At 70.2% G+C, this 24,322-nt stretch carries 17 protein-coding genes; 6 read left to right on the forward strand and 11 right to left on the reverse strand.

The genetic code is table 11. The features are described 5' to 3' along the window. Positions 1-194: 194 nt before the first annotated feature. Together HUT18_RS05520 and HUT18_RS05525 are read right to left on the reverse strand one after the other, a co-directional pair. Positions 195-3,254: an endo-alpha-N-acetylgalactosaminidase family protein gene (locus tag HUT18_RS05520; protein ID WP_254878437.1), complete on the reverse strand. Its 3,060-nt coding sequence runs from the start codon at positions 3,252-3,254 to the stop codon at positions 195-197. 394 nt (positions 3,255-3,648) lie between these two features. Further along, positions 3,649-4,422, reverse strand: a complete 774-nt coding sequence (locus HUT18_RS05525) for a trypsin-like serine protease (RefSeq protein ID WP_254878438.1) — start codon at positions 4,420-4,422, stop codon at positions 3,649-3,651. Between the two features lie 212 nt (positions 4,423-4,634). On the opposite strand from HUT18_RS05525, the gene HUT18_RS05530 reads away from it, so the two are divergent. After that, positions 4,635-5,705, forward strand: coding sequence for a hypothetical protein (locus HUT18_RS05530; RefSeq protein ID WP_176098328.1), 1,071 nt, complete (start codon positions 4,635-4,637; stop codon positions 5,703-5,705). Between the two features lie 79 nt (positions 5,706-5,784). Here HUT18_RS05530 and HUT18_RS05535 read toward each other — a convergent pair whose 3' ends face one another. After that, entirely contained in the window at positions 5,785-6,837 is a 1,053-nt protein-coding gene (locus tag HUT18_RS05535) for a DUF6454 family protein (protein ID WP_176098330.1), read from the reverse strand. 287 nt (positions 6,838-7,124) lie between these two features. On the opposite strand from HUT18_RS05535, the gene HUT18_RS05540 reads away from it, so the two are divergent. Continuing rightward, entirely contained in the window at positions 7,125-8,021 is an 897-nt protein-coding gene (locus HUT18_RS05540; protein ID WP_254878439.1) for a rhomboid family intramembrane serine protease, read from the forward strand. 34 nt (positions 8,022-8,055) lie between these two features. Here HUT18_RS05540 and HUT18_RS05545 read toward each other — a convergent pair whose 3' ends face one another. After that, positions 8,056-9,309, reverse strand: coding sequence for a helix-turn-helix domain-containing protein (locus HUT18_RS05545; protein WP_176098332.1), 1,254 nt, complete (start codon positions 9,307-9,309; stop codon positions 8,056-8,058). Positions 9,310-9,493: 184 nt separating this feature from the next. On the opposite strand from HUT18_RS05545, the gene HUT18_RS05550 reads away from it, so the two are divergent. The 3 genes from HUT18_RS05550 to tgmC all read left to right on the forward strand — a co-directional run bounded on the left by HUT18_RS05550 (position 9,494) and on the right by tgmC (position 11,329). Further along, positions 9,494-9,853, forward strand: a complete 360-nt coding sequence (locus HUT18_RS05550) for a hypothetical protein (RefSeq protein WP_176098334.1) — start codon at positions 9,494-9,496, stop codon at positions 9,851-9,853. Continuing rightward, complete coding sequence (locus tag HUT18_RS05555; RefSeq protein ID WP_176098335.1) at positions 9,850-10,212, forward strand: hypothetical protein; 363 nt, start codon at positions 9,850-9,852, stop codon at positions 10,210-10,212. The genes HUT18_RS05550 and HUT18_RS05555 overlap by 4 nt, the downstream gene beginning before the upstream one ends. Positions 10,213-10,312: 100 nt before the next feature. Beyond that, entirely contained in the window at positions 10,313-11,329 is a 1,017-nt protein-coding gene (tgmC, locus tag HUT18_RS05560) for an ATP-grasp peptide maturase system methyltransferase (RefSeq protein WP_254878440.1), read from the forward strand. Positions 11,330-11,541: 212 nt separating this feature from the next. Here tgmC and HUT18_RS05565 read toward each other — a convergent pair whose 3' ends face one another. The 3 genes from HUT18_RS05565 to HUT18_RS05575 all read right to left on the reverse strand — a co-directional run bounded on the left by HUT18_RS05565 (position 11,542) and on the right by HUT18_RS05575 (position 18,762). After that, entirely contained in the window at positions 11,542-13,071 is a 1,530-nt protein-coding gene (locus HUT18_RS05565) for a glutamate synthase subunit beta (protein WP_176098337.1), read from the reverse strand. Beyond that, positions 13,064-17,665, reverse strand: coding sequence for a glutamate synthase large subunit (gene gltB / locus HUT18_RS05570; RefSeq protein ID WP_176098339.1), 4,602 nt, complete (start codon positions 17,663-17,665; stop codon positions 13,064-13,066). The genes HUT18_RS05565 and gltB overlap by 8 nt, the downstream gene beginning before the upstream one ends. A 365-nt stretch (positions 17,666-18,030) precedes the next feature. Then, positions 18,031-18,762: a VIT1/CCC1 transporter family protein gene (locus HUT18_RS05575; protein ID WP_176098341.1), complete on the reverse strand. Its 732-nt coding sequence runs from the start codon at positions 18,760-18,762 to the stop codon at positions 18,031-18,033. A 322-nt stretch (positions 18,763-19,084) separates the two neighbouring features. Here HUT18_RS05575 and HUT18_RS05580 point away from each other — a divergent pair, with 322 nt between their 5' ends. Further along, the gene (locus tag HUT18_RS05580; protein ID WP_176098343.1) at positions 19,085-19,993 is read left to right on the forward strand and encodes a ribokinase; all 909 of its coding nucleotides are present in this window, start codon (positions 19,085-19,087) and stop codon (positions 19,991-19,993) included. Positions 19,994-20,166: 173 nt separating this feature from the next. On the opposite strand, the gene lgt is transcribed toward HUT18_RS05580, so the two are convergent. The 4 genes from lgt to trpB all read right to left on the reverse strand — a co-directional run bounded on the left by lgt (position 20,167) and on the right by trpB (position 24,273). After that, on the reverse strand, positions 20,167-21,147 hold the full coding sequence (lgt, locus tag HUT18_RS05585) for a prolipoprotein diacylglyceryl transferase (RefSeq protein WP_176098345.1): 981 nt from the start codon (positions 21,145-21,147) through the stop codon (positions 20,167-20,169). A 148-nt stretch (positions 21,148-21,295) separates the two neighbouring features. Further along, positions 21,296-22,075 (reverse strand): thioredoxin domain-containing protein, encoded by a 780-nt coding sequence (locus HUT18_RS05590; protein WP_176098347.1) that lies wholly within the window; start codon positions 22,073-22,075, stop codon positions 21,296-21,298. A gap of 63 nt (positions 22,076-22,138) precedes the next feature. Beyond that, the gene (trpA, locus tag HUT18_RS05595) at positions 22,139-22,972 is read right to left on the reverse strand and encodes a tryptophan synthase subunit alpha (protein ID WP_176098349.1); all 834 of its coding nucleotides are present in this window, start codon (positions 22,970-22,972) and stop codon (positions 22,139-22,141) included. Next, complete coding sequence (gene trpB / locus HUT18_RS05600) at positions 22,969-24,273, reverse strand: tryptophan synthase subunit beta (protein ID WP_176098351.1); 1,305 nt, start codon at positions 24,271-24,273, stop codon at positions 22,969-22,971. Before trpB ends, trpA begins: the two co-directional genes overlap by 4 nt. Between the last annotated feature and the right edge of the window lie 49 nt (positions 24,274-24,322).

Consider the following 24,322-nt stretch of genomic DNA (forward strand, 5'->3'; position numbering starts at 1 on the left):
GTCCCCTGGGGGAGCGCCCCTGCGGAGTGGTGCGGGGCGCTCCGCACGGGACCGGCCTCGGTGCGGCAGCGGTCCCGTGCGCGGAAGGGGGCCGTTTGCGGTACGGCACCCCTTCCGTGACCGGTGGTCCGGGCGGGGCCCCTTGCGCGCTTCCGCGGGGGCCGGGCCCGGACTGACGGCCGGGAGGGTTCGGCTCAGACCTCCCGTACCTCGAAGCCGTCCAGGACGAACTCGGCGGTGCCGTCCTTGCCGGTCTTGCGCAGGCCGACCCAGGCCTCGCCCTTGTCGGGCGCGGTGAACTCGTAGTCGAGCAGGGTCGGTTCGGTGGCCACCGGCAGTGGCTTGCGGTCGAGTTCGCGGGCGCCGGGCTCGTCGACGGCGGTGATCCAGGCGTACTGGTCGGCCTTCTCGTTCTCGTAGCGGAAGGAGACCCGGTAGCGCTTGCCCGCCTCGAAGCGGACGGTGTGCGGGACGGTGCGGTAGACCAGACCCTCGTTCTCGCCGCGCGACTTGAGGGATTCGTTGCCGTCGATGACGTCGTCGATGGCCTTGCCGTTCCAGCCGCGCTGGGTGAACGGGGCGTGCTTCTGGGCGAGGTGGGTGCGCGGGTCGGTGTTGCCGCCCGCGTCGCCCTTCACGAACGGGCCCCAGCCCTGCGGGACGTGCTCGAAGTCCTCGAAGACCAGGGCGCCTTCCTTCGTGCTCCGGCGCGCCGGGACCACCCGGACCGCGTCGAAGCGGACCTGGGCCTGGCCCTCGGCGGCGCCGAGGGTGAGTTCCACCGGGCCGCCGCCCGCGGGGACCGTGAAGTAGGTGAACATCCGCTGGAAGCGGGTCGTCTGCTTGCGATCGGAGGCGACGTGGTTGCCCGCCGTGGAGGTCTCGGTGAAGTTGGTGGCGCTGACGCCGTCGGCGGTGCGCACGGTCAGGCTGGAGCGGCGCCGCTCCCCCGCCTTGGCGCCGACCTCGACCTGTACGGAGGCGGCGTAGGTGCCCGGTGCCAGGCGGCGCAGGCTCTGCGAGACGCTCGCCGCCGCGCCGGAGCCGATGACCAGTTCGTGGTCGCCGCGCTCGCTGACCTCGACGGTGGCCGGGCCCTTGGCCCGCCAGCCGGTCAGGTCACCGGAATGGAAGCCGGGGTTGGCGAGCGGGGTGTGCTCGCCCCAACGCGGGTCGGGCAGCGATTCGGCGCGGCGGCGGTAGACCACGTAGGGCTGCTTCGCCTCGGCGTCGAGGGTGATCTTCCCGGCGCGTACGGGCACGTCGGCGAGGTGGACCCGGCCCTGGTCGGTGAGCCGGTACACGCTCACCGTGCTGCGCGAGGCCCAGCCGCGCGGCAGTTGCCAGGTGCTGCGGCCGCCTGCCGGGTTGTAGTGGTACAGCTTCTGCGGGTCGGTGGCGCGGCGCGGCTGCCAGGGCAGCAGATAGCTGCCGCCGTCGTAGACGAGACGGCCGTCGGTGGTGATCCGGCGGGTGCCGTCGGCGTCGGAGACGACGGTGCGGGTGCGGCCGAAGAAGGTGACCTCGTGCTCGGTCCACTTCTTGACGGGCTGCGCCTGGAGGTACTTGGCGGGCAGGGCGTCGGCCCAGACGATCTCGTAGAAGGCGTTCCAGTCCGTCTTGCCGACCCAGCCCTCGTAGTTGCCCATCCGGGAGTGGCCGAGCAGGCTGGCCCACTTGTTGGCGAAGACGTCCTTCTGGTGATTGCGTACGAAGCGGATCAGCTGGGAGTTGATGCCGCGGGAGGTGTCGCCGCCGTAGTCGGGCTCGTTGGCCCAGTGCGACCAGACCGAGGAGCGTTCCAGGCCGTGGCCCCACTCGGTGGTGACGATCCAGCCCTGTTCGGCCAGGGCGCGCTGGAGCCGGTCGGAGGTCCAGCCGGACTCGCGGAACACGTCGATGTAGAGGGAGTTCAGGGCCGGGTCGGCCTGGGCCCGCAGATCGGCGAAGCGCTTGATGATGTCGCCGGAGACCAGGTCGCGGCGCTGGTCGATCCGGTAGGACTGGTCGAGCCAGTCCCACTGCTCGTTGGCCTTGTCGACGAGGGTCTCGGAGAAGGCGTTCGCGACCGGGTAGGACTCGGTGGCGTTGACGTGCACCGAGAAGTCGCTGTTCCATGAACGGCCCGCGCGGACCAGGGTGTTGAGGTCGTCGAGACCGCCCGCGCGCTTGTTGTAGTTGTCCGCGTAGTCGGGGTGCGCGGAGTCGTGGCCCTCGGAGGCGTACCCCTTGAGCAGTGTGTACTGGCCGAGCCCGTCGGTGGCCAGCGAGATCCGCTTGACCTCGTCCAGGGTGGCCAGGAAGGGGTTGGTGGCCTGCGAGGCGAAGTTGAACGGGATGTGGGCGACCACGCGCAGATGCTGCTCGTCGGCGCCGCGCGGGTTCACCATCACCTCGCGGAAGGCGATCGCGGCGTCCTGCCAGTCGACCCGGCCGTCGTCGTTGCGGTCGGCGGTGACGATCACGGTGGCGTACGGCAGCGGTTCGGTGGCGTCGACCGGGGCGGTCGCGGCGCGGTGGGTCCACTGGCCGGGCGCGAGCTGGGCCTTGGTCCAGCCGTCGCCGCGGACGGTGCTGTGCCACAGCCGCCCGTTCTCCCAGCTGGAGTTCGCATCCGGCTTGTCCCAGACGGTGTTGGTCTCGAAAGCGCCGCCGAGCCGGTCGTGGGCGAGGACCGCGTAGGCGCAGCCCGCGGGGGCGGTGGCGGGACTGTCGGCGGCGGGCCGTACGAAGGTGTCGCCGCTCTTGGCCTTGTCGAGCTGGACCTTGGCGGCGAGCAGGGTGGCGCCGGGCTGGTCGCTGCGGACCGAGAGCAGGGCGAGGCCGGGGAATTGCAGGGTGCCCACGCGCAGGGTCTCGGTGTCGGCGATGCGGGTCACCCGCCAGTCGACGCGGTGGCCCTCGGCTTCGATGCTCACCTCGATACGGGTACCGCCGTCGAAGTCGAGTACGTAGGCGGCGCCGCTGTCGGCGAAGCGGGCGGTGACCTTGGGGGTGTGCTCCTTGCCGTCGATCAGGACGGTGGTGACCTCTTCGTCCTGGCCGTGCAGGACGGCGCCCGAGGCGCGGTCGGTGTAGGAGACGACGCGCGGGAAGGTCTCGGCGACCCGTACCTCCAGGGCGCTGGAGCGGATCACGCGGTCCGCCGGCGCCGCCGAGGCGGTCCCGGGAAGGCCGAGTGCGACAGAGGCACCTGCGAGGGCGCCCGCCGCCACCACGGTTCGTCTCTTTGGCGCAAACGTGTCTGACTGCAAGGCACACCCTCCAGAGCTCAACTGCCGGTGGCCGTAACCCTGCTTGGACCCCGTCGCCAGGCCCATGGACTAAGCGGCGCAGGTCTTGGACTAACGTCCGCCGCGCGCGCCGGGTCGAGGCGGTGAACGGGGCGAGAATCTTCACGGTGCCGGACGCAGCGCGTACGGAAGGGAGCCGTGCGGGAGACAGCCGTGCGGGAGACAGGCCACCACGCACGACAGGGCCCGGAGCAACGAGTGCTGCTCCAGGCCCTGCGATGTGCTCATACCCGACGGTGCCGGTGCGTCAGTGAGTGCGGGGCAGCGCGTTCACACCACACCCTCTGTGGGCGGCTGCCCGTGACGCCGGCAGTCCGCTCGTGCTTCGGGCCGCTTGAGCTCAGCCCGCTTGGGCTTACAGGCCCTCGGCAGCCTTGGCTATGTCCGCGGCGAAGTGCGAGACCTCGGTGTAGACACCGGGCTTGCCGGGACGGGCGCAGCCCTCGCCCCACGAGACGACGCCGACCTGGATCCACTTGTCGGAGTCGTCCTTGCGGAACATGGGACCGCCGGAGTCGCCCTGGCAGGTGTCCACGCCACCCTCGTCGAGACCGGCGCACAGCTCCTCTTCGGCGATGAGGTCGCTGTAGGCGTTGCCGCAGGCGGCGTCGTCGATGAACGGAACCTTGGCCTTGAGCAGCTTCTGCTGCTGGTCGCCGCCCTCCTTGTCGGCACCCCAACCGGCGATGTCGAACTCGCCGTTGTCGTACTTGTTGTCGGTGGCGATCGGCAGGGTGGGCAGGTCGATCTTCTTGTCGAGCTTGATCAGGGCCCAGTCCTTGCCCTTGCCGTCGTAGCCCGGGGCCTGGAGGACCTTGGTGGACTTCGCCGTGATGGCGTCGGGGCTGTCCAGGTCCACCACACCGGCGGTGGCCGTGATGTCGGTGTTGTCGCCCGAGCCGTCCACACAGTGGGCGGCGGTCAGGACGATGTCCTGGGCGTACAGGGAACCGCCACAGCCCATCGACAGACGGACCATGAACGGGAATTCACCCTGCTCGGCGGGGGTTCCACCGACGACCGGCGCGGGCGCGGCGTGGGCGGCGGGCTGCAGGGAGAAGGCCGCGAGGGTGACCGCACCAGCGGCAAGCAGTCTCTTCGTGGTGCTGATCTTCGTTGAGCGCTTCAACGTTCTTCCTTTCGTGGGGGGTTGAACGCGCGCCAACGAGCCGGGCCGCCCGCCGTGTGCTGTGGGGGGTGGCATGGGCCCGTCAAAGCGTTGTTGGATTATGCGGACACACTTCACCGTTCGACAAGAGGCAGGTTTTCGGCCAGCGGCTGAATATGCCCATGAATCGGCTTGGAGTGGACAGCCGTTGAGCGACCTGGGCAGGGGTGCGCATGGCAGACGACGAGGCGGAAGTCGCACACGGCTTCCCGCATCTGGAGACCGTACGCAGGGCGATCACCGCCCTGCACAGGCGACTCGGACAGGATCCGCTACGCGCCTACGGGTGCAGCGTCCCGCCCGTCGACGTCGCCTTCGACGACACCGAGGACCCGCACCTGGGCAGCCAGCGGATCGCGGCCGCACTGGTGCACCACTACCGGCTGCCCGACGCCCGGATGATCGTGAGCTTCCGCGAGATGCGGCACGCCGCGCTCGTCGAACTCGCCGCGGGCCCCGAGTACTTCATCGAACTCAACAGCCGCTTCCGCCACCACCGCCGCGACATCGGCGCCGCCCTCGCCCACGAGATCACCCACGTCCTGCTGCACCGCCTGGATCTCACCTTCCCCGGCACCCGCGACAACGAGATCCTCACCGACACCGCCGCCACCTACCTCGGCACCGGATGGCTCCTCCTGGACGCCTTCCGACAGGACGCGCTCACCTCGCAGAAGCTGGGGTATCTGACGCCGGAGGAGTACGGGTACGTGCTGGCAAAGCGGGCGCTGCTGCTCGGCGGGGGTGACCTGGCGAGCGGGTCCGCTGGACCCAGTGGGTCCGGCGGATCCAGCGGGTCCGGTGCCGTTTCGCCCGGTGAGGACGTCACGCCGTGGTTCACCAGTCCGCAGGCGGCGCCCGCCTACGCACAGGGGATGGCACTGGCACGGCGCGACGTACGGCGCGCACCGCTGACCACCGCGGGGTGGGCGGATCGGCGCCGCTACGCCAAGGACCGCAGACTCGCCGTCGAGGGTGGCACCGCCGCGCGCCCGAACAGCCCTGCCACTGCGGGCATTTCGCGCATCTCCGACATGACAGGGATTTCCGGTATCGCTGGTATCTCGGGCCGCAACGGTCGCCGCCCGCCCGGCTACACCTTCACCGCCTCCGACCACCCCTCGGACCCGCTCTCGGTGTCCTTCGCCTGCCCGACCTGCTTTCAACGGATCCGCGTACCGGTACGTGGACGGGTGCGGGCGCGGTGCGGGCTATGTAAGTCCGTACTGGATTGCGAGACTTGAGGTCCGGAATGCGGGACGGAGGGGTAGCGGGGCGGCGGGGCGGCAGGACGAAGGGGGCAGCGGGAAGGGGCAGAGAGGGTCAGTCGACCTTGGCCTCGTAGACCAGGATCTCGGTGCCGGAGGCCTCTTCACCGTCGTCCGGCGCGGCCCACATCCGCAAGGTGCCGCTCTCGGCCTCCAGATGGACCGGGTTGCGGGTGGCGACATGACCGGCGGACGACCAGAGCTGCACCGGCACCTCGTGCTGAACGGCCCCCGACCGCAGACCGAGCAGAGCGATGCCACCGAGCTCGAAGCCGCTGCCGTTCGCCGCCTTGTAGTTGGTGATACCGGTGCACAGCATTCGCCCACGCTGAGCGTACGCACAGTCCTGGTAGTCCACGAAGTGGCTGGAGTTGGCACTGTGGGCGAGCTGCCGTCCCCGGCCGTTCCAGGTGTAGAACTCGCGCGAGCCCCACGTCACGCCGTGCAGTTCACCGGTCGCGGGGTCGGGCACGATACCGCCGACATGGTCGTCGACCTCGAACTCCTCATGCACGGCAAGGGACTTCAGGTCGATCCGGTACACGAGCGAGTGGCTGTAGGGCCGGTACTCGGCGACCGGAACCCACAGCGACCTTCCGTCGGTGTCGATACCGCCGGGGTGGTAGTCGTTGCCCTCGCCCAGGACGATGTCCTTCAGCAGCTTGCCCTGGAGATCGAGCACGAACAGGTGCCCACGTCCCTTGCCGGGTGAGCGGTCGTACCCGTCGACCGGCTGCGGATACTTCACCGGCGCCTCGATGACCTCCACGCTGGACAGGAACAACCGGTCCCCGACGCGGGCGAAGCCCTGCGGGTGATACGTCGGAAAGTCCAGCTTGAGCCGCCGGGCCTCGGTCCACTGGGTGGACCGGGTCAGCTTTGAGACGGCTTCGACGAGGGGCGTCTTCCGGGCGGAGGGGGCGCCGTCGGCAGCCCGGGCGCTGTCGGCGGCGCTGAGGCTCTCGGCGGGGCGGATGCTCTCGGCGGGCCGGGCATTCGCGGTGGGCCGGGCGCTGTCCGCGCTGGCGGTGACAGTCGCCGTGAGTGCGGCGGCCGCCAGTACGGCCCCGGCCAGGAGTGCGCCGCGTGCCTTGATGGTGGACCTCATCGGAATGCCTCCTGGTGCTGCTCCGCCGGGTGGGAAGTCGTGCGCATGTCTACGGCGGACAGGCAGACCGGCCGTGACGCGGCGGAGCCGGTCCGGTGTCCCGGAACGGAACTTCCGGGCGAGGAGCGGGCCCGCCCCCCGGCCAGCCGTCGCACCGCATCGCACCGCGCCCTCCTCCCCACCAGCCCTGTTCGCTATGTTGGACAGCCGCGCCGCCCACCGCCCCGGCCCCTCCCGCCTCGCGACGTCGTGCGCACGTCCCGTCCCACGAACACGAGGAGGCGCACGTGGACGCCGCCGTCACCACCTGTTACCGGCACCCCGAGGTCGAGGCCCGGGTGAGCTGCACCCGGTGCGAGCGCCACATATGCCCCGACTGCATGCGGGAGGCGTCCGTCGGGCACCACTGCGTGGAGTGCGTGGCCGAGGGCCGGAAGTCGGTCCGGCAGCCGCTCACCGTCTTCGGCGGCCGTATCTCGGCGGTGCCGGTCGTCACGTACGTACTCATCGCGCTCAACGTCCTCTTCTTCCTCGGTGAACTCGTCCGCCCCGCGCTCCTGGACGAGCTCGGCATGCTGGGCGCGGCCATGAAGGGGCCGGACGGCGAGTACTACGTCCACCAGAACCCGGTTCCCGCCGGGTTCGAGGAGGAGGGCGTGGTCGCGGGCGAGTGGTACCGGCTGCTGACCGGCGCGTTCCTGCACCTCTCCCCCACCGAGAGCGTCTTCGGCATCCTGCACATCGCCCTGAACATGTTCTCGCTGTGGACCATCGGCCGCGTAGTGGAACTCCAACTCGGCCGCGCCCGCTACCTCGCGCTGTATCTGCTCTCGGCGCTGGGCAGTTCGGTACTGGTACTGCTGCTCGCCCCGGACACCGACTCGGTCGGCGCCTCGGGCGCCATCTTCGGCCTCGGCGCCGCGTGCTACGTGATCAACCGCCGCATCGGCGCGAACCGCGAGGCCGTGAACCGCCTGATGGCCAACCTGCTGATCTGGATGGTGATCTCCGCCGGATTCGCCTCCTGGCAGGGGCACTTGGGCGGGTTGCTGGCGGGGGCGCTGGTGGGGGTGGGGTTCGCGTTCGCGCCGCGCTCGCGACGGGATGTGGTGCACGTTGCCGTGTGTGGCGGGGTGTTGGTGCTGTTGATGGTGTTGGCGGTGGTGAAGGCTTCATCGCTCTGAGAAGTGGGCCGGGTCTGCGCCTCAGCACACCTCGTCAGTCGAACTCCCGCAACGCGGCGACGAGTTGCCGCCCTTCCTTCGCACCGCGACGTATGAGCAGGGCAGCCGTGGTGTGCAACTCGTTCCATGCGTACGGGCGGCCGACGGCCGCGGCATCGGGGATGCTCGCCACCGCGACGGACACAGCCTGCGCCGACTCGCCCGCTCCGGCGAAGGCGTGCGCGAGGCATACGCGGTACCAGGTCTTGTCCCGGCGAAACTCGTCCGGTAGCGAGTCCAGCCCGGTGGTGAGGTGACCCATAGCCGACTGCCAGTCACGCAAGTGCAGCGCCGCCATACCGCGTTGCAGGGTGAACCACGTCTCGTCATAGAAATACATCCACACCGGCTCGTCCTCAGGCCGCTCTGACGCACGACTGATGAGTACCTGCGCTTCGTCGAGCAGACGGTGGGCGGCGTCGGCGTCACCGTTTAGCGCATGTCCTCGGGCCGCCATCTGCGTGGCCATGCCCTGGACTCCCAGCGAGGATCCGGGCGCCGACCAGCGAGAGGCCTCCGCGAGCCGGATACAGCGGGTGGCCCGCCCTTTGGACCACGCCATGTGCGCCTTCATGTTGAGTGTGGTGGCTGCCATGTTGGCGTCCCCGGCCTCCAAGGCCCACTCGTGCGAACGGTCGTACCAGGCCAAGGCCGCGGCAGGCAGGTCCTGGTCATGGGACATCCAGGCGAGGAACTGTGCATGCTCTGACGCAAGACGTACGACACGATCGGCGAGCGGGCCGCGTGCGCCCGTGTACAGGTCGACGACCGTACGCAACTGCTGGCGCATTACGTCGACAAGCGGTCGAGAGCCGATCTCATCCTCGGCCCGCCGGTGTTCGGCGAGCAGCCGGTCCAGCCAATCGAGGCTGGCGGCGTCCACACGGTTCGAAGAACCGACGACGCTCGTCACTCGGGCCAGCAAGTCCTCGTCAGGTCCGGGTCCGGGGAGCACCAGGTGGGCAACCGAGGCTGTGCCGGTCGGGAGTGGCGCCAGTCCTGCTTCGAGTTCGACCGGGATACCGAGCCCCGACACGATGCGTTGCCGAACTTCGACAGAAGTCACGCGTCGGCGCCCGCGCTCGATGTCGGACACGTCGGGTTGGACGAGTCCAATCCGTTCCCCGAGCTTCATTTGACTGAGGCCGGTGAGTTTCCTGTACACGCGGAATACAGCGCCCCAGTCTTCGCCGGTGACCGCTGCCGCCATCTGCGGGTGGGACCACAGGCCCCCGGGAGTTTCCTCCATATGCCCAATATAGGACAGCGCTATAGGGCCGTGGGATGGGATCAACCGGCTTTCGACACAAGGGTCTTTGCCAGACAAGGCCCCCGCGTCCGGGTGATCGTTCCGGGGGCATGGCCCTCAACCCTCAGGAGATTGACGACATGTACACGGTAGCCGCCGGACTCTTCCACAGCGAGGCGCCCGTATGACGTCTCGCGCACTACGCCTGCTGCCCTGGTCCAACTCCGATGGCCAACCCTGCTATCTGAGCACCGATACAGGAACCGGCATGGTGTCCCGCCTGGCGGACCAAGTCGAAGCCGAGCAACTCGACAACGGGAGCGAATGTGTCGACTACGCCCGCGAGTTGCTCGACGCCGACGTAGCGAATGTCGAACTCGACGAACTCCGGTTCCTCACCGCCGAACTCACCAGCGCCTTGCACCAAGTTCTTCGTATCGCGCACAGCAGGGGTGCGCGGCTCGACATCCCGCCCTTGGCGGAGGAACCCGCCGACAGGCCGACCGCTCTCGCCTCTCCCCGACCGGCGGGAACCACGACATGAACGACGCTCCCGCCGTTGGCGAACTAGCCCGTGACACCAAGCGCGACCGTATCGGGGTGGTCATGGGGAATGAGGGCGGCCTCTACCAGCTCCGGCCGCCCGGCGGCGGCCTTGAGTGGGATGTGCGCCCTGTGAACGTCGAACGCGCGACCCAGGACCAACTGCTCCGGGCACGCGTCCGTGACACCAACCGGCGTAGCAGGGAAGGAAGGCAGGCGATGAACAGCAACGCGGATCGCTCCCGCGCGGAGACCTCACCGCCTCAGAGCCACACCGCTTCCGTTGCAGGAGACATGACGTCAGTGCGGATCACCGGCACTGACGCCAACCCGCTGGAGAACGGGGCTAGTTCAGCATGACCCACCCCCTGGCCTCTCAGAAACTACGGGCCGACCTCGCCCACACCTGGCGACCACCGGGGCACTGCGCAGCCCGGAATGGGAAGCTGCCGTTCTAGCGGTGCCCCGCGAGGCGTTCCTCAGCCGTGGATGGTTCGAGTACGAGGAGGGCGGCTGGTACCGGCCGGTGACCGGCGACAGCGCACCCGGACTGGCGCGCGTCTACGAGGACGACACCCTCGTGACGCAGGTGGCGGGGGCGGTCTTCCCCGACCAGGTCGAAGGGCGTATCGCGGCGGCTCCGTCCTCCTCGTCCACCCTGCCGAGTCTGGTCGTGCGGATGCTCGAAGAGCTCCGGGTGACCGAGGGGATGCGCGTACTGGAGATCGGCACCGGCACGGGTTATTCGACCGCACTGCTCTGTCACGTCGTCGGTGAGGACAACGTGACCACGGTCGAGGTCGACGGGGAGGTGTCGGCCCGTGCGGCGATGGCGCTCGGGGGCGCAGGTCACTGGCCAACCCTCGTGGTTGCCGATGGCCTCGCCGGATACGAGGACGGCGGCCCGTACGACCGGATGATCGCCACCTGCGGCGTACACACGGTGCCCGCGGAGTGGATCGCGCAGACGCGACCCGGTGGCGAGGTGCTGGTCACCGTGGGCGGATGGATGCACGCCTCGGAGCTGGTGCGGCTCACGGTCGCCGAGGACGGCACGGCGAGTGGCCCGGTCCTCGGCGGGCAAGTCTCGTTCATGCTGGCGCGCCCGCAACTGCCGCCGCCGCTCGGCATGTTGCCGAACCTGGACGAAGGCGAAGCCGTGCCCACCGAGTTCGGCGCGGACCTCCTCGACGGCTGGACGGCCAGGTTCGTCGCACAGTTCGCCGCACCTCGCGCGCAGCGGCTCATCCTGGAACGGGACGGCCGGACCGAGCACGTCGTCGTCGATGTGGACTCCGGAAGCTGGGCCGTCGCGTTTCAGGACGGAGGAGGATGGATGGTCCGGCAAGGCGGAGCGGTGCGGCTGTGGGACCGGATCGCCGAGCGAGTCAGGCGGTGGCAGCGGGACGGGCAACCGTCGGCCGACCAGATGCGGTTGCATGTCGGGGCAGAGGGGCAGCAACTGAGCTGGGTATAGCCTCGCGCCCCAACACGCACACCGGCCACGGCCGCGCCGTGCTCCAACACACCCACAACGCCCGCCACTTGTCCCCCTCAGGGCACTCGGCGGGCGTCGCGGTACCGCTCCGTATCCCGTCCTACAGCACGCTCTCGCGCACCCGGACGGAACAGAACCGGACCGCCCCGGCGGGGGCGGTCCGGTGGTCGGGATACCAAACGGGTGGGCCCTCAGACCGTCAAAGCCCGATCCGTAGGCCGCACCGGCCGAGGCAACGAACTGGCCCCCGTAAGGAACTTGTCCACCCCCCGAGCAGCCGACCGCCCCTCCGCGATCGCCCACACGATCAGCGACTGACCACGCCCCGCGTCACCGGCGGCGAAGACGCCCGGGACGTTGGTCTGGTAGTCGGCGTCGCGGGCGATGTTGCCGCGCTGGTCGAGGTCGAGGCCGAACTGGGAGACCAGGCCGTTCTCCTGGTCGGTGCCGGTGAAGCCCATGGCGAGGGTGACCAGTTGGGCGGGGATGACGCGTTCGGTGCCCGGCTTCTGGGTCAGCTTGCCGTCGATGAACTCGACCTCGATGAGGTGGAGCGACTGCACGTTGCCTTCCTCGTCGCCCTCGAAATGGGTGGTCGAGACGGAGTAGACGCGTCCCTCCTCGCCCGCCTTCGGCGAGGAGGGTCCCTCACTGCGGTTGCCCTCTGCCTTCATGCGGGCCAGCACCGCGGTCTCCTCGTGCGCGGAGGTGACCTTGTACAGCATCGGGAAGGTCGGCCACGGCTGGTGCGGGGCGCGGTCCTCGCCGGGGCGGGGCATGATCTCCAGCTGGGTGACCGAGGCGGCGCCCTGGCGGTGGGCGGTGCCCACGCAGTCGGCGCCGGTGTCGCCGCCGCCGATGACGACGACGTGCTTGCCCTCGGCGGTGATCGGAGGGGCGACGAAGTCGCCTTCCTGCACCTTGTTGGCCAGCGGCAGGTACTCCATGGCCTGGTGGATGCCGTTCAGTTCGCGGCCGGGCACCGGCAGGTCGCGCGCGGTGGTGGCACCGGCGGCGATCACCACGGCGTCGTAGCGCCGCCGCAGCTTCGCGGCGTCGATGTCGCGGCCGATCTCGACCTCGGTACGGAACTTGGTGCCCTCCGCGCGCATCTGCTCGATACGGCGGTTGATGTGGCGCTTTTCCATCTTGAACTCGGGGATGCCGTAGCGCAGCAGGCCGCCGATGCGGTCGGCGCGCTCGTACACGGCGACCGTGTGGCCGGCCCGGGTGAGCTGCTGGGCGGCGGCGAGTCCGGCCGGGCCGGAGCCGATCACGGCGACGGTCTTGCCGGACAGGCGGTCCGGGGCCTGGGGCGCGACCGCGTTGGTCTCCCAGGCCTTGTCGATGATGGAGACCTCGACGTTCTTGATGGTGACGGCGGGCTGGTTGATGCCCAGCACACAGGCCGACTCACAGGGAGCCGGGCACAGCCGGCCGGTGAACTCCGGGAAGTTGTTCGTGGCGTGCAGCCGCTCGGAGGCCGCCTGCCAGTCCTCGCGGTAGGCGTAGTCGTTCCACTCGGGGATGAGGTTCCCGAGCGGGCAGCCGTTGTGGCAGAACGGGATACCGCAGTCCATGCAGCGGCTCGCCTGCTTGCTGACGATCGGCAGCAGCGAACCGGGAACGTAGACCTCGTTCCAGTCCTTGACCCGCTCGTCGACGGGGCGGGTCTCGGCGACCTCGCGGCCGTGGTTCAAAAAGCCCTTGGGATCAGCCATTGGTCGCCGCCTCCATCATCTTCTCGGTGATCTCGGACTCGGAGAGTCCGGCTCGCTCGGCGGCGTCCTTGGCGGCGAGCACTGCCTTGTAGGTGCTGGGGATGATCTTGCTGAACCGGGGCAGCGTGGTGTCCCAGTCGGCGAGCAGCTTCGCGGCGACCGTGGAGCCGGTCTCCTCCTGGTGGCGGCGCACGGCCTCGTGCAGCCACTGCTTGTCGTCGGCGTCCAGTTCCTCGATCGCGTCCAGGCTCTGGGAGTTGACGTTGTCGCGGTCCAGGTCGATGACGTACGCGATGCCGCCGGACATACCGGCCGCGAAGTTGCGTCCGGTCTCGCCGAGGACGACCGCGCGGCCGCCGGTCATGTACTCGCAGCCGTGGTCGCCCACGCCTTCGGAGACGACGGTGGCGCCGGAGTTGCGCACGCAGAACCGTTCGCCGGTACGGCCGCGCAGGAACAGCTCGCCGCTGGTGGCTCCGTAGGCGATGGTGTTGCCCGCGATGGTCGAGTACTCGGCGAGGTGGTCGGCGCCGCGGTCCGGGCGGACCACGATGCGGCCGCCGGACAGGCCCTTGCCGACGTAGTCGTTGGCGTCGCCCTCCAGGCGCAGGGTGATGCCACGCGGCACGAAGGCGCCGAAGGACTGGCCGGCGGACCCGGTGAAGGTCACGTCGATGGTGTCGTCGGGCAATCCGGCGCCGCCGAACTTCCGGGTCACCTCGTGGCCGAGCATGGTGCCGACGGTGCGGTTGATGTTGCGGATGGCGATCTGGGCACGCACCGGCTGGGCGGCCTCGGCCGATTCGGCGTTCAGGGCGTCGGCGGCCAGCTTGACGAGCTGGTTGTCGAGCGCCTTCTCCAGGCCGTGGTCCTGGGCGATGAGCTGGTGGCGTACGGCGCCCTCGGGCAGGTCGGGCACGTGGAACAGCGGTGCCAGGTCCAGGCCCTGTGCCTTCCAGTGGTCGACCGCGCGGCTGGTGTCGAGGTTCTCGGCGTGGCCGATCGCCTCGTCCAGGGAGCGGAAGCCCAGCTCGGCGAGGAGTTCGCGGACCTCTTCGGCGATGAACTCGAAGAAGTTGACGACGTACTCGGCCTTGCCGGAGAAGCGCTCGCGCAGGGTCGGGTTCTGGGTGGCGATGCCGACCGGGCAGGTGTCCAGGTGGCAGACGCGCATCATGATGCAGCCGGAGACCACCAGCGGCGCGGTGGCGAAGCAGTACTCCTCCGCGCCGAGGAGCGCGGCGATGACCACGTCGCGGCCGGTCTTGAGCTGGCCGTCGGTCTGCACCACGATGCGGTCGCGCAGGCCGTTGAGCAGCAGGGTCTGCTGGGTTTCGGCCAGGCCCAGCTCCCAGGGGCCGCCCGCGTGCTTGAGCGAGGTCAGCGGGGAGGCGCCGGTGCCGCCGTCGTGGCCGGAGATCAGGACCACGTCCGCGTGCGCCTTGGAGACGCCCGCGGCGACCGTGCCGACGCCGACCTCGGAGACCAGCTTCACGTGGATGCGGGCCTCGGGGTTGGCGTTCTTGAGGTCGTGGATCAGCTGCGCCAGGTCCTCGATGGAGTAGATGTCGTGGTGCGGCGGCGGCGAGATCAGGCCGACACCCGGCGTGGAGTGCCGGGTCTTGGCGACCCACGGGTAGACCTTGTGGCCGGGCAGCTGGCCGCCCTCGCCGGGCTTGGCGCCCTGGGCCATCTTGATCTGGATGTCGTCCGCGTTGACCAGGTATTCGCTGGTCACGCCGAAGCGGCCGGAGGCGACCTGCTTGATCGCCGAGCGCCGCGCCGGGTCGTAGAGCCGCTCCGCGTCCTCGCCGCCCTCACCGGTGTTGGACTTGCCGCCCAGCTGGTTCATGGCGATGGCGAGGGTCTCGTGCGCCTCCTTGGAGATGGAGCCGTACGACATGGCGCCGGTGGAGAAGCGCTTGACGATCTCGCCGACCGGCTCGACCTCCTCGATCGGCACCGAGGGGCGGTCCGAGTTGAAGCCGAACAGGCCGCGCAGCGTCATCAGCCGCTCGGACTGCTCGTTCACGCGGTCCGTGTACTGCTTGAAGATGTCGTAGCGGCGGCTGCGCGCGGAGTGCTGGAGGCGGAAGACCGTCTCCGGGTCGAAGAGGTGCGGCTCGCCCTCGCGGCGCCACTGGTACTCGCCGCCGATCTCCAGGGCACGGTGCGCCGGTGCGATGCCGGTGGCCGGGTAGGCCTTGGCGTGCCGGGCGGCGACCTCCTTGGCGATGACGTCGATGCCGACGCCGCCGATCTTGGTGGCGGTGCCGTCGAAGTACTTGGCGACGAACTCCTCGGCCAGGCCGATCGCTTCGAAGACCTGCGCGCCGCGGTACGAGGCGACGGTGGAGATGCCCATCTTGGACATCACCTTCAGGACGCCCTTGCCGAGCGCCTTGATCAGGTTGCGGATGGCCTGCTCGGGCTCGGTGCCGGGCAGGAACGTCCCTGCGCGGACCAGGTCCTCGACGGACTCCATGGCCAGGTACGGGTTGACCGCCGCGGCGCCGAAACCGATGAGCAGCGCGACGTGGTGCACCTCGCGGACGTCGCCCGCCTCGACCAGCAGGCCCACCTGGGTGCGCTGCTTGGTGCGGATGAGGTGGTGGTGCACGGCCGCGGTGAGCAGCAGCGAGGGGATCGGCGCGTGCTCGGCGTCGGAGTGCCGGTCGGAGAGCACGATCAGGCGGGCACCGGCCTCGATGGCGGCGTCGGCCTCGGCGCAGATCTCCTCCAGGCGGGCGGCGAGGGCGTCACCGCCGCCGCCGACCCGGTAGAGGCCGGACAGGGTCGCGGCCTTCATGCCGGCCATGTCGCCGTCGGCGTTGATGTGGATGAGCTTGGCCAGCTCGTCGTTGTCGATCACCGGGAACGGCAGCGTGACGCTGCGGCAGGACGCCGCGGTCGGCTCGAGCAGGTTGCCCTGCGGGCCGAGCGAGGAGTACAGCGAGGTGACGAGCTCCTCGCGGATGGCGTCCAGCGGCGGGTTGGTGACCTGCGCGAAGAGCTGGGTGAAGTAGTCGAAGAGCAGCCGGGGGCGCTTGGACAGGGCCGCGATCGGGGTGTCCGTGCCCATCGAGCCGATCGGTTCGGCTCCGGCCCCCGCCATCGGGGCGAGCAGCACACGCAGCTCTTCCTCGGTGTAGCCGAAGGTCTGCTGGCGTCGGGTGACCGAGGCGTGGGTGTGCACGATGTGCTCACGCTCGGGCAGGTCCTCCAGCTCGATCTCGCCCGCTTCCAGCCACTCCGCGTAGGGCTGCTCGGCGGCGAGGGCGGCCTTGATCTCGTCGTCCTCGATGATGCGGTGCTCGGCGGTGTCCACGAGGAACATCCGGCCGGGCTGCAGGCGGCCCTTGCGGACGACCTTGGCCGGGTCGATGTCGAGCACGCCGACCTCGGAGCCGAGTACGACGAGTCCGTCGTCGGTGACCCAGTAGCGGCCGGGGCGCAGACCGTTGCGGTCCAGGACCGCGCCGACCTGGATGCCGTCGGTGAAGGTGACACAGGCCGGGCCGTCCCAGGGCTCCATCAGCGTGGAGTGGTACTGGTAGAAGGCACGTCGCGCCGGGTCCATGGAGGTGTGGTTCTCCCAGGCCTCCGGGATCATCATCAGCACGCTGTGCGGCAGCGAGCGGCCGCCGAGGTGCAGCAGTTCCAGGACCTCGTCGAAGGACGCCGAGTCGGAGGCGTCGGGGGTGCACACCGGGAACAGCCGCGTCAGGTCCGTGTCGGCGCCGAACAGCTCGGAGGCGAGCTGGGACTCGCGGGCGCGCATCCAGTTGCGGTTGCCCTTGACGGTGTTGATCTCACCGTTGTGCGCGACGAAGCGGTACGGGTGCGCCAGCGGCCAGCTCGGGAAGGTGTTCGTCGAGAAGCGCGAGTGGACCAGGGCGACGGCGCTGCCGAAGCGGCGGTCGGACAGGTCCGGGAAGAAGGGCTCCAGCTGGCCGGTGGTCAGCATGCCCTTGTAGACGATGGTGCGCGCGGACAGCGAGGGGAAGTAGACGCCCGCCTCGCGTTCGGCGCGCTTGCGCAGCGCGAAGGCCTTGCGGTCGAGCGCGATGCCCTCGTTGACCCCGTCGGCCACGAAGATCTGCCGGAAGGCGGGCATCGTCGAGCGGGCCATGGAGCCGAGCAGCTCGGGGGCGACCGGCACCTCGCGCCAGCCGAGGACGCTGAGGCCCTCTTCGGCGGCGATCGTCTCGATCCGCGAGACGGCATCGCTGCCGGACTCGTTCTCGGGAAGGAAGGCGATACCGACCGCGTAGCCGCCCTGTGCGGGCAGCTCGAAGTCGGTGACCTCACGCAGGAACGCGTCCGGGACCTGGGTGAGGATGCCGGCGCCGTCGCCGGAGTCCGGCTCGGAGCCGGTGGCACCGCGGTGCTCCAGGTTCCGCAGAACCGTGAGCGCCTGTTCGACCAGCGTGTGGCTCGCCTCACCGGTGAGGGTGGCTACGAAGCCGACACCACAGGCGTCGTGCTCGTTGCGCGGGTCGTACATCCCCTGAGCAGCAGGGCGAGCATCCATGTGACCCCAGGCAGCTGCCTGGGGAACGGAGTGCTGGGACGGCTGGCGCGGCGAACGCATCGGCTCTCCCGTCGTCGTCGTGGCATGGGATCCCCCCGCTGCATCCGGTCTGCGACTGGGCTGCTTCTGGGGGAGCGTGGCACGAGGGACGACTCTGGCCCTCCGCAAAATTTCGTGCAGATTACATGATGGAATGTTTCTCGAAAACCGGATACTTCATTCCAGCATGCGGACATCGCGCGTGCCAGTTGTCGCGCGATGACTATGGGTTGAAGGGGGGACCGAGCGGGCTTCGCTGCCGCCTCGGTCCCGTGCGGCGGGCCTCATTGCCCAGGACGCGCTTACGGCTCATGCCCCGCCGCCCCACAATCGAAACGGCCTGGAAACAAGTATTTATACGCACTTACGCATAGCTGCGCAGCGGCTCATCCTACGGCCGCACCGATCAGATGTCCCAGGGCGTACGTCACACCGGCCGCCGCTCCGCCCAGACCGAGCTGCCGCAGCCCGCTGAACCACCAGCTGCGCGCGGTCACCTTGGCGACGAGGGCACCGCAGGCGAACAGTCCCGCGAGGGCCAGCAGCAGCGCGGGCCACAGTGCGGTGGCGCCGAGCAGATACGGCAGCACCGGCAGCAGGGCGCCGAGCGCGAAGGAACCGAACGAGGCCAGCGCGGCCACCAGCGGGGAGGGCAGCTCGCCCGGGTCGACGCCCAGCTCCTCGCGGGCATGGATCTCCAGCGCCTGCTCGGGGTCCCTGGACAACTGCTTGGCGACCTGCCGGGCCAGTGCGGGATCCACCCCGCGCCCCTCGTACAGGGCGGCCAGCTCGGCCTCCTCGTCCTTGGGGTGCTTGGTCAGCTCCCGCCGCTCCACGGCCAGCTCGGCCTCGACCAGCTCACGCTGGGAGGCCACCGAGGTGTACTCGCCCGCCGCCATCGAGAAGGCACCGGCGGCCAGCCCGGCGAGTCCGGTGACCACGATCGTGGACGGCGCCGCGTTGCCGCCCGCCACACCGGTGAGCAGGGCCAGGTTGGAGACCAGGCCGTCCATCGCGCCGAAGACCGCGGGGCGCAGCCAGCCCCCGTTGACATCGCGGTGGGTGTGGTTGTCGCGGTGCGCCTCGTGCAGTGCCGCTTCGGTCTCGATGAGCGCCATGACGCCGGTTTCCCCTTCCTTTGGGCAGGGTTCGGCCACGGCTTTCCGTGGGTCTCCCGCCCCCTCCCACAACCTCGAAAGTACGCACGAAAATCCCGGCCCGCCAGCAAGGAAGGCCGTACTTACCTGCGAAAACGCGGTTCGGAGGCATGATCGCGAGTACGCCGGGAACGCGTCCGAACGGTTCGCCGAGTGCCGTACGCGCGGCGACGGGGAGTCGGCGTGGCCGGGCCGGAAGTCGGCGTGGCTGGGTCCGCCGCGGCGCCCCGGAGGGCAGGCTTCGGACGAGGCCCGTCCCGACCCCGAAGGAAGGCATGACCGTATGACCGCCGTCGTCGTGCTCGGCAGCATCAACATGGACCTGATCACCTACGTGGCCCGCGCGCCGCGCCGCGGGGAGACCGTCACCGGGCGCGCGTTCCACACACTGCCCGGCGGCAAGGGCGCGAACCAAGCGGTGGCCGCCGCCCGTGCCGGGGCCACTGAGGTGTCCCTGATCGGCGCGGTCGGCACGGACACCTTCGGGGCCGGGCTGCTCGCCAACCTCGAACACTGCGGGGTGGACATCGACCTGGTGCGCACCGTGGAGGGCGCCAGCGGTACGGCGCACATCGTGGTGGACGACCGGGGCGGCAACGCCATCGTCGTCATCCCCGGCACCAACGGCACCGTCGACCACCTCACCCCCGGCGACGAGACCCTGATCGCCACCGCCGACACCCTGCTGCTCCAGCTGGAGATCCCGCTCGACGGCGTCCTCGCCGGGGCGAAGGCGGCCCACCGCCACGACGTCCGTACGGTGCTCACCCCCTCCCCCGCGCCCGACGAACTGCCCGACGAACTGCTCGCCGTGACGGATCTGCTCGTACTCAACGAGCACGAGGCCGCGACACTGACCCGCCAGGGGAACCCGCGCACCGCGCTCGGCGCCCTGCTGGGCAAGGTGCCCGAGGTGGTGCTGACCCTCGGCGCGGAGGGCTGCCTCTACGCGAGCCGGGAGCACGAGCCGCTGCACGTCCCGGCGCCCGTGGTCGAGGCCGTGGACTCCACCGGCGCGGGCGACACCTTCGTCGGCGCGCTCGCGGTGGCGCTCGGCGAGGGCCGCACCATGCCGCAGGCCCTGAGCTGGGCGGCGTGCGCGGCAGCCCTGACCGTGACCAAGCCGGGCGCCATCGCCGCAATGCCGTTCCGCACCGAGATCGAGAGCGCCGGGGAGCAGGGCGGGAGCTGAGACCGCCGACGCCGGAGCGGCCGCCGCGAGGCCGGACACCACGGGACCACTTGCGGCGGCACCACACGCCACAGGGGCGGGAGCCGGGCGTACAGCCCGGGCTCCCGCCCCTGCGTCGATTCGTCCGAAGTCCGAGGTCCGGAGCTCGAAGCCCCAGCGCCCGGAGTCCGAACTCAGCTCTTGCCCGAGGACCCGGCCTTGTCGCCGTTCCGGTCCTTGCCCCCGGCGTCCTTGCCTCCGGCGTCCTTGTCCGCGCCGTGGCCCGCTCCTGCGTCCGTGCCGGACTCCCCGGACTCGTCGGAGCCGCCGCCGTGCGCACCGTCCCCGAGTACCGGACCCTCGCCCGGCTCGACGACCTCTTCGCGTCCGGGCCGCAGCCGGGACGAGATGACGATGTACGCGACCGCGGCGGCGAAGACCAGGATCGCGGTCCAGACGTTCAGGCGTACGCCGAGGATGTGGTGCGCCTCGTCGACCCGCATGTACTCGATCCAGCCGCGGCCCGCGCAGTACGCGGCGACGTACAGCGCGAAGGCGCGGCCGTGGCCGAGGCGGAAGCGGCGGTCGGCCCAGATGACGAGCAGCGCGACGCCGATGCACCACAGCGACTCGTACAGGAAGGTCGGGTGGTACGTGCCGGGGACCCGGCCGCCGTCGTCGCTGGTGATCTTCAGCGCCCAGGGCAGGTCGGTGGACTTGCCGTACAGCTCCTGGTTGAACCAGTTGCCCCAGCGGCCCGCGGCCTGGGCGAGGGCGATGCCCGGGGCGACGGCGTCCGCGTAGGCGGGCAGCGGGATGCCGCGGCGGCGGGCGCCGATCCAGGCGCCGACCGCGCCGAGCGAGATGGCGCCCCAGATGCCGAGGCCACCTTCCCAGATCTTGAAGGCGTCGACCCAGTCACGGCCCTCGCTGAAGTACAGCTGGTAGTCCGTGATCACGTGGTAGAGACGGCCGCCGACCAGGCCGAAGGGCACCGCCCACACCGCGATGTCCGCGACCGTTCCGGCGCGGCCGCCGCGGGCGATCCACCGCCGGTTTCCGAGCCAGACGGCAAGGAAGACACCGAGGATGATGCAGAGGGCGTAGCCACGCAGCGGGATCGGGCCGAGATTCAGCACGCCGTGCGAGGGGCTGGGAATGAAGGCAATGTCCATGGCAGGGTCGACGCTACCTTGCCGGGCCTCCCGCACGCCCGCCCGCCCGGCAACGGCTCCGTAACGGGCACCGCCGCGCACGGAGCGCACACGGCCGGTGCCACGGGGGCCTACTCGGTCTCGGTCGTCGTCGGTCGGCCCAAAACGCTCAGTCCTTGTCCGCCTGCTCGACCATCTTCTTCAGCTTGTCGGGGGTCAGCGGGTTGCTCTGGTCGCCGTAGATGTTCTTGCCGTTCAGGAGCACCGTCGGAGTGCCCTGCAGGCCGCTCTTCTCGAAGGCCTGCTGCGACTTGGCGACCCAGCTGTTGTGCCGCCCTTCCTCGACGCACTTGCGGAAGGCCGGAGTGTCCAGGCCCTCGACCTTGCCCGCGAGTTCGGTCAGCCGGGCGTCGCTGCCGTAGGCGTCGTCGGTCTCGGGAGGCTGGTTCTCGAAGAGGAGGTCGTGGTACGGGGCGAACTTCCCGGCGTCCTGTGCGCAGACCGCGGCGTTGGCCGCGCGCCGGGAGCCGCTGCCGCCCATGTTGTTGTCGATCAGCGTGACCAGGTGGTACTCGACCTTGAGCTTGCCGCTGTCGGTCAGCTCGTGGACCGTCTTGCGGAAGGTGTCCTCGAACTGCTTGCAGGCGGGGCAGCGGAAGTCCTCCCAGACCGTCAGCGTCGACCTCGCCTCGGGCTTGCCCAGCGGAACGGCCAGATTGTCCTTGCCCGAGGCCCCCTTGGGCGCCACCACCGGGCCCGAACTCTCGTCTCCGTCCCCGCCGGTGTTGGCCGCGATCACACCGATGACCGCGGCCAGGGCGAGCACGCAGATGACGGCACCGCCGACGATCGTGGTCCGCCGCCGCTTGTCATGTGCCTTCTGCCGCTCGCGTTCCGCGGCCAGCCGCTCACGTGCGGCGCGCTTGTGTTCAGGATTGTTCTCGCTCACACCCCGCAAACGAACCGGGGAGGCGACGGCGCGCCTCCCCGGTCACTGATCCACCCGGACGAGTTACCCGGCCTGTCCGGACTTCGCGCCCTTGCGTACGCCCTCGGCCAGTTCAGCCGCGAGGGCGCGGACCGCTGCGAACCCCGCGGCCCGATCGGGCGCGTCGAGCATCCGCTTGACGAACGCGGATCCGACGATGACCCCGTCCGCGAAACCGGCGACCTCGGCGGCCTGCGTCGCGTTGGAGACGCCGAGGCCGACACAGACCGGCAGGTCGGTGGTCCGGCGGGTGCGCGCCACCAGGTCCTGGGCCTGTGCGCCGACCGACTCGCGGGTGCCGGTGACGCCCATCAGGGAGGCCGCGTACACAAAGCCGGAACCGGCGGCCGTGATGGTGGCGAGCCGGGCGTCCTTGCTGCTGGGCGCGACGACGAAGACGGTCGCCAGACCGTGCTTGTCGGCGTGCTCGCGCCAGGTCGCCGACTCCTGCACCGGCAGGTCGGGCAGGATGCACCCGGCGCCGCCCGCCTCGGCGAGCTCGGCGGCGAAGCGCTCGACGCCGTAGCGGTCCACCGGGTTCCAGTACGTCATCACCAGCACCGGCTTGCCGGTGGCCGCGTGCGCCTCGCGGACCGTGCGCAGGACGTCGGCGATACGGACGCCGCCGCGCAGCGCGATGTCGTCGGCGGTCTGGATGACCGGTCCGTCGAGCACCGGGTCGCTGTGCGGCAGGCCGACCTCGACCACGTCGGCGCCGCCGTCGAAGGCCGCCTTGACGGCCTCGATGCCGCCGTCCACGTCGGGGAAGCCCGCCGGGAGGTAGGCGATCAGGGCGGACCGCGACTCGGCCTTGGCCCGGTTCAGCGTCTCGTTCAACAGCCGGATGTTGCCGCTCACTTGGCGTCCCCCTGGATCTCTGCCTGGATGTCGGCGGCGCCGCCGCCCGCGTCCGCCTCGACCACGCCGTCGGCGGGGCGGTCGTACAGCCCGAAGTAGCGGGCCGCGGTGTCCATGTCCTTGTCGCCGCGCCCGGAGAGGTTCACGACGAGCAGCGCGTCCTTGCCCAGTTCCCGGCCGACCTCCAGCGCACCGGCCAGCGCGTGCGCGCTCTCGATGGCCGGGATGATGCCCTCGGTGCGCGAGAGCAGCCGCAGTGCCTGCATGGCCGCGTCGTCGGTGACGGCACGGTACTCGCCGCGCCCGCTGTCCTTGAGGTACGCGTGCTCCGGTCCGATGCCCGGGTAGTCCAGGCCCGCCGAGATCGAGTACGGCTCGGTGATCTGGCCCTCGTCGTCCTGGAGGACGTACGAGCGCGAGCCGTGCAGGATGCCGGGCTCGCCCATGGTGAGGGTGGCCGCGTGCTCTCCGCTGTCGATGCCGTGTCCGGCCGGTTCGCAGCCGATGAGGCGTACCGAGGCGTCCGGGATGAAGGCGTGGAACAGGCCGATGGCGTTGGAGCCGCCGCCGACGCAGGCGATCGCGGCGTCCGGCAGGCGGCCCGCGCGCTCCAGGAGCTGGCGGCGGGCCTCGACCCCGATCACCCGGTGGAAGTCGCGGACCATGGCCGGGAAGGGGTGGGGACCGGCGACCGTGCCGAAGAGGTAGTGGGTGTGGTCGACGTTGGCGACCCAGTCGCGGAAGGCCTCGTTGATGGCGTCCTTGAGGGTGCGGCTGCCCGACTTCACGGCGATGACCTCGGCGCCGAGCATGCGCATCCTGGCCACGTTGAGGGCCTGGCGCTGGGTGTCGATCTCGCCCATGTAGATGGTGCAGTCGAGGCCGAACAGGGCACAGGCGGTGGCGGTGGCGACGCCGTGCTGGCCCGCGCCGGTCTCCGCGATCACCCGGGTCTTGCCCATCCGCCGGGTGAGCAGGGCCTGGCCGAGCACGTTGTTGATCTTGTGCGAGCCGGTGTGGTTGAGGTCCTCGCGCTTGAGGAACACCCGGGCGCCGCCCGCGTGTTCGGCGAACCGCGGCACCTCGGTGAGCGCGCTGGGGCGCCCGGTGTAGTTGACCAGGAGGTCGTCGAGTTCGGCCGCGAAGGCGGGGTCGGCCTTGGCCTTGTCGTACTCGACGGCGACCTCGTCCACGGCGGCGACCAGCGCCTCGGGGATGAAGGTGCCGCCGAAGGCGCCGAAGTAGCCCGCGGCGTCGGGCACTTGGCCCTCGGGATCGGGAAGGAAGAACTCGCTGGGCATGGGCATGCTCCTGACGGGGCGTGAGAGGCCCCCGACGGTTCGGTCGGTG

The organism is Streptomyces sp. NA04227 (genome assembly GCF_013364195.1).
GTDB lineage: Bacteria > Actinomycetota > Actinomycetes > Streptomycetales > Streptomycetaceae > Streptomyces.

Coding starts and splice junctions, on each gene's coding strand:
- HUT18_RS05550 (WP_176098334.1), top strand. CDS start 9,494: ATGACGTCTCGCGCACTACGCCTGCTGCCCTGGTCCAACTCCGATGGC.
- trpB (WP_176098351.1), bottom strand. CDS start 24,273: ATGCCCAGCGAGTTCTTCCTTCCCGATCCCGAGGGCCAAGTGCCCGAC.
- HUT18_RS05565 (WP_176098337.1), bottom strand. CDS start 13,071: ATGGCTGATCCCAAGGGCTTTTTGAACCACGGCCGCGAGGTCGCCGAG.
- lgt (WP_176098345.1), bottom strand. CDS start 21,147: ATGGACATTGCCTTCATTCCCAGCCCCTCGCACGGCGTGCTGAATCTC.
- HUT18_RS05535 (WP_176098330.1), bottom strand. CDS start 6,837: ATGAGGTCCACCATCAAGGCACGCGGCGCACTCCTGGCCGGGGCCGTA.
- HUT18_RS05530 (WP_176098328.1), top strand. CDS start 4,635: ATGGCAGACGACGAGGCGGAAGTCGCACACGGCTTCCCGCATCTGGAG.
- gltB (WP_176098339.1), bottom strand. CDS start 17,665: ATGCGTTCGCCGCGCCAGCCGTCCCAGCACTCCGTTCCCCAGGCAGCT.
- HUT18_RS05575 (WP_176098341.1), bottom strand. CDS start 18,762: ATGGCGCTCATCGAGACCGAAGCGGCACTGCACGAGGCGCACCGCGAC.
- HUT18_RS05555 (WP_176098335.1), top strand. CDS start 9,850: ATGAACGACGCTCCCGCCGTTGGCGAACTAGCCCGTGACACCAAGCGC.
- HUT18_RS05545 (WP_176098332.1), bottom strand. CDS start 9,309: ATGGAGGAAACTCCCGGGGGCCTGTGGTCCCACCCGCAGATGGCGGCA.
- HUT18_RS05580 (WP_176098343.1), top strand. CDS start 19,085: ATGACCGCCGTCGTCGTGCTCGGCAGCATCAACATGGACCTGATCACC.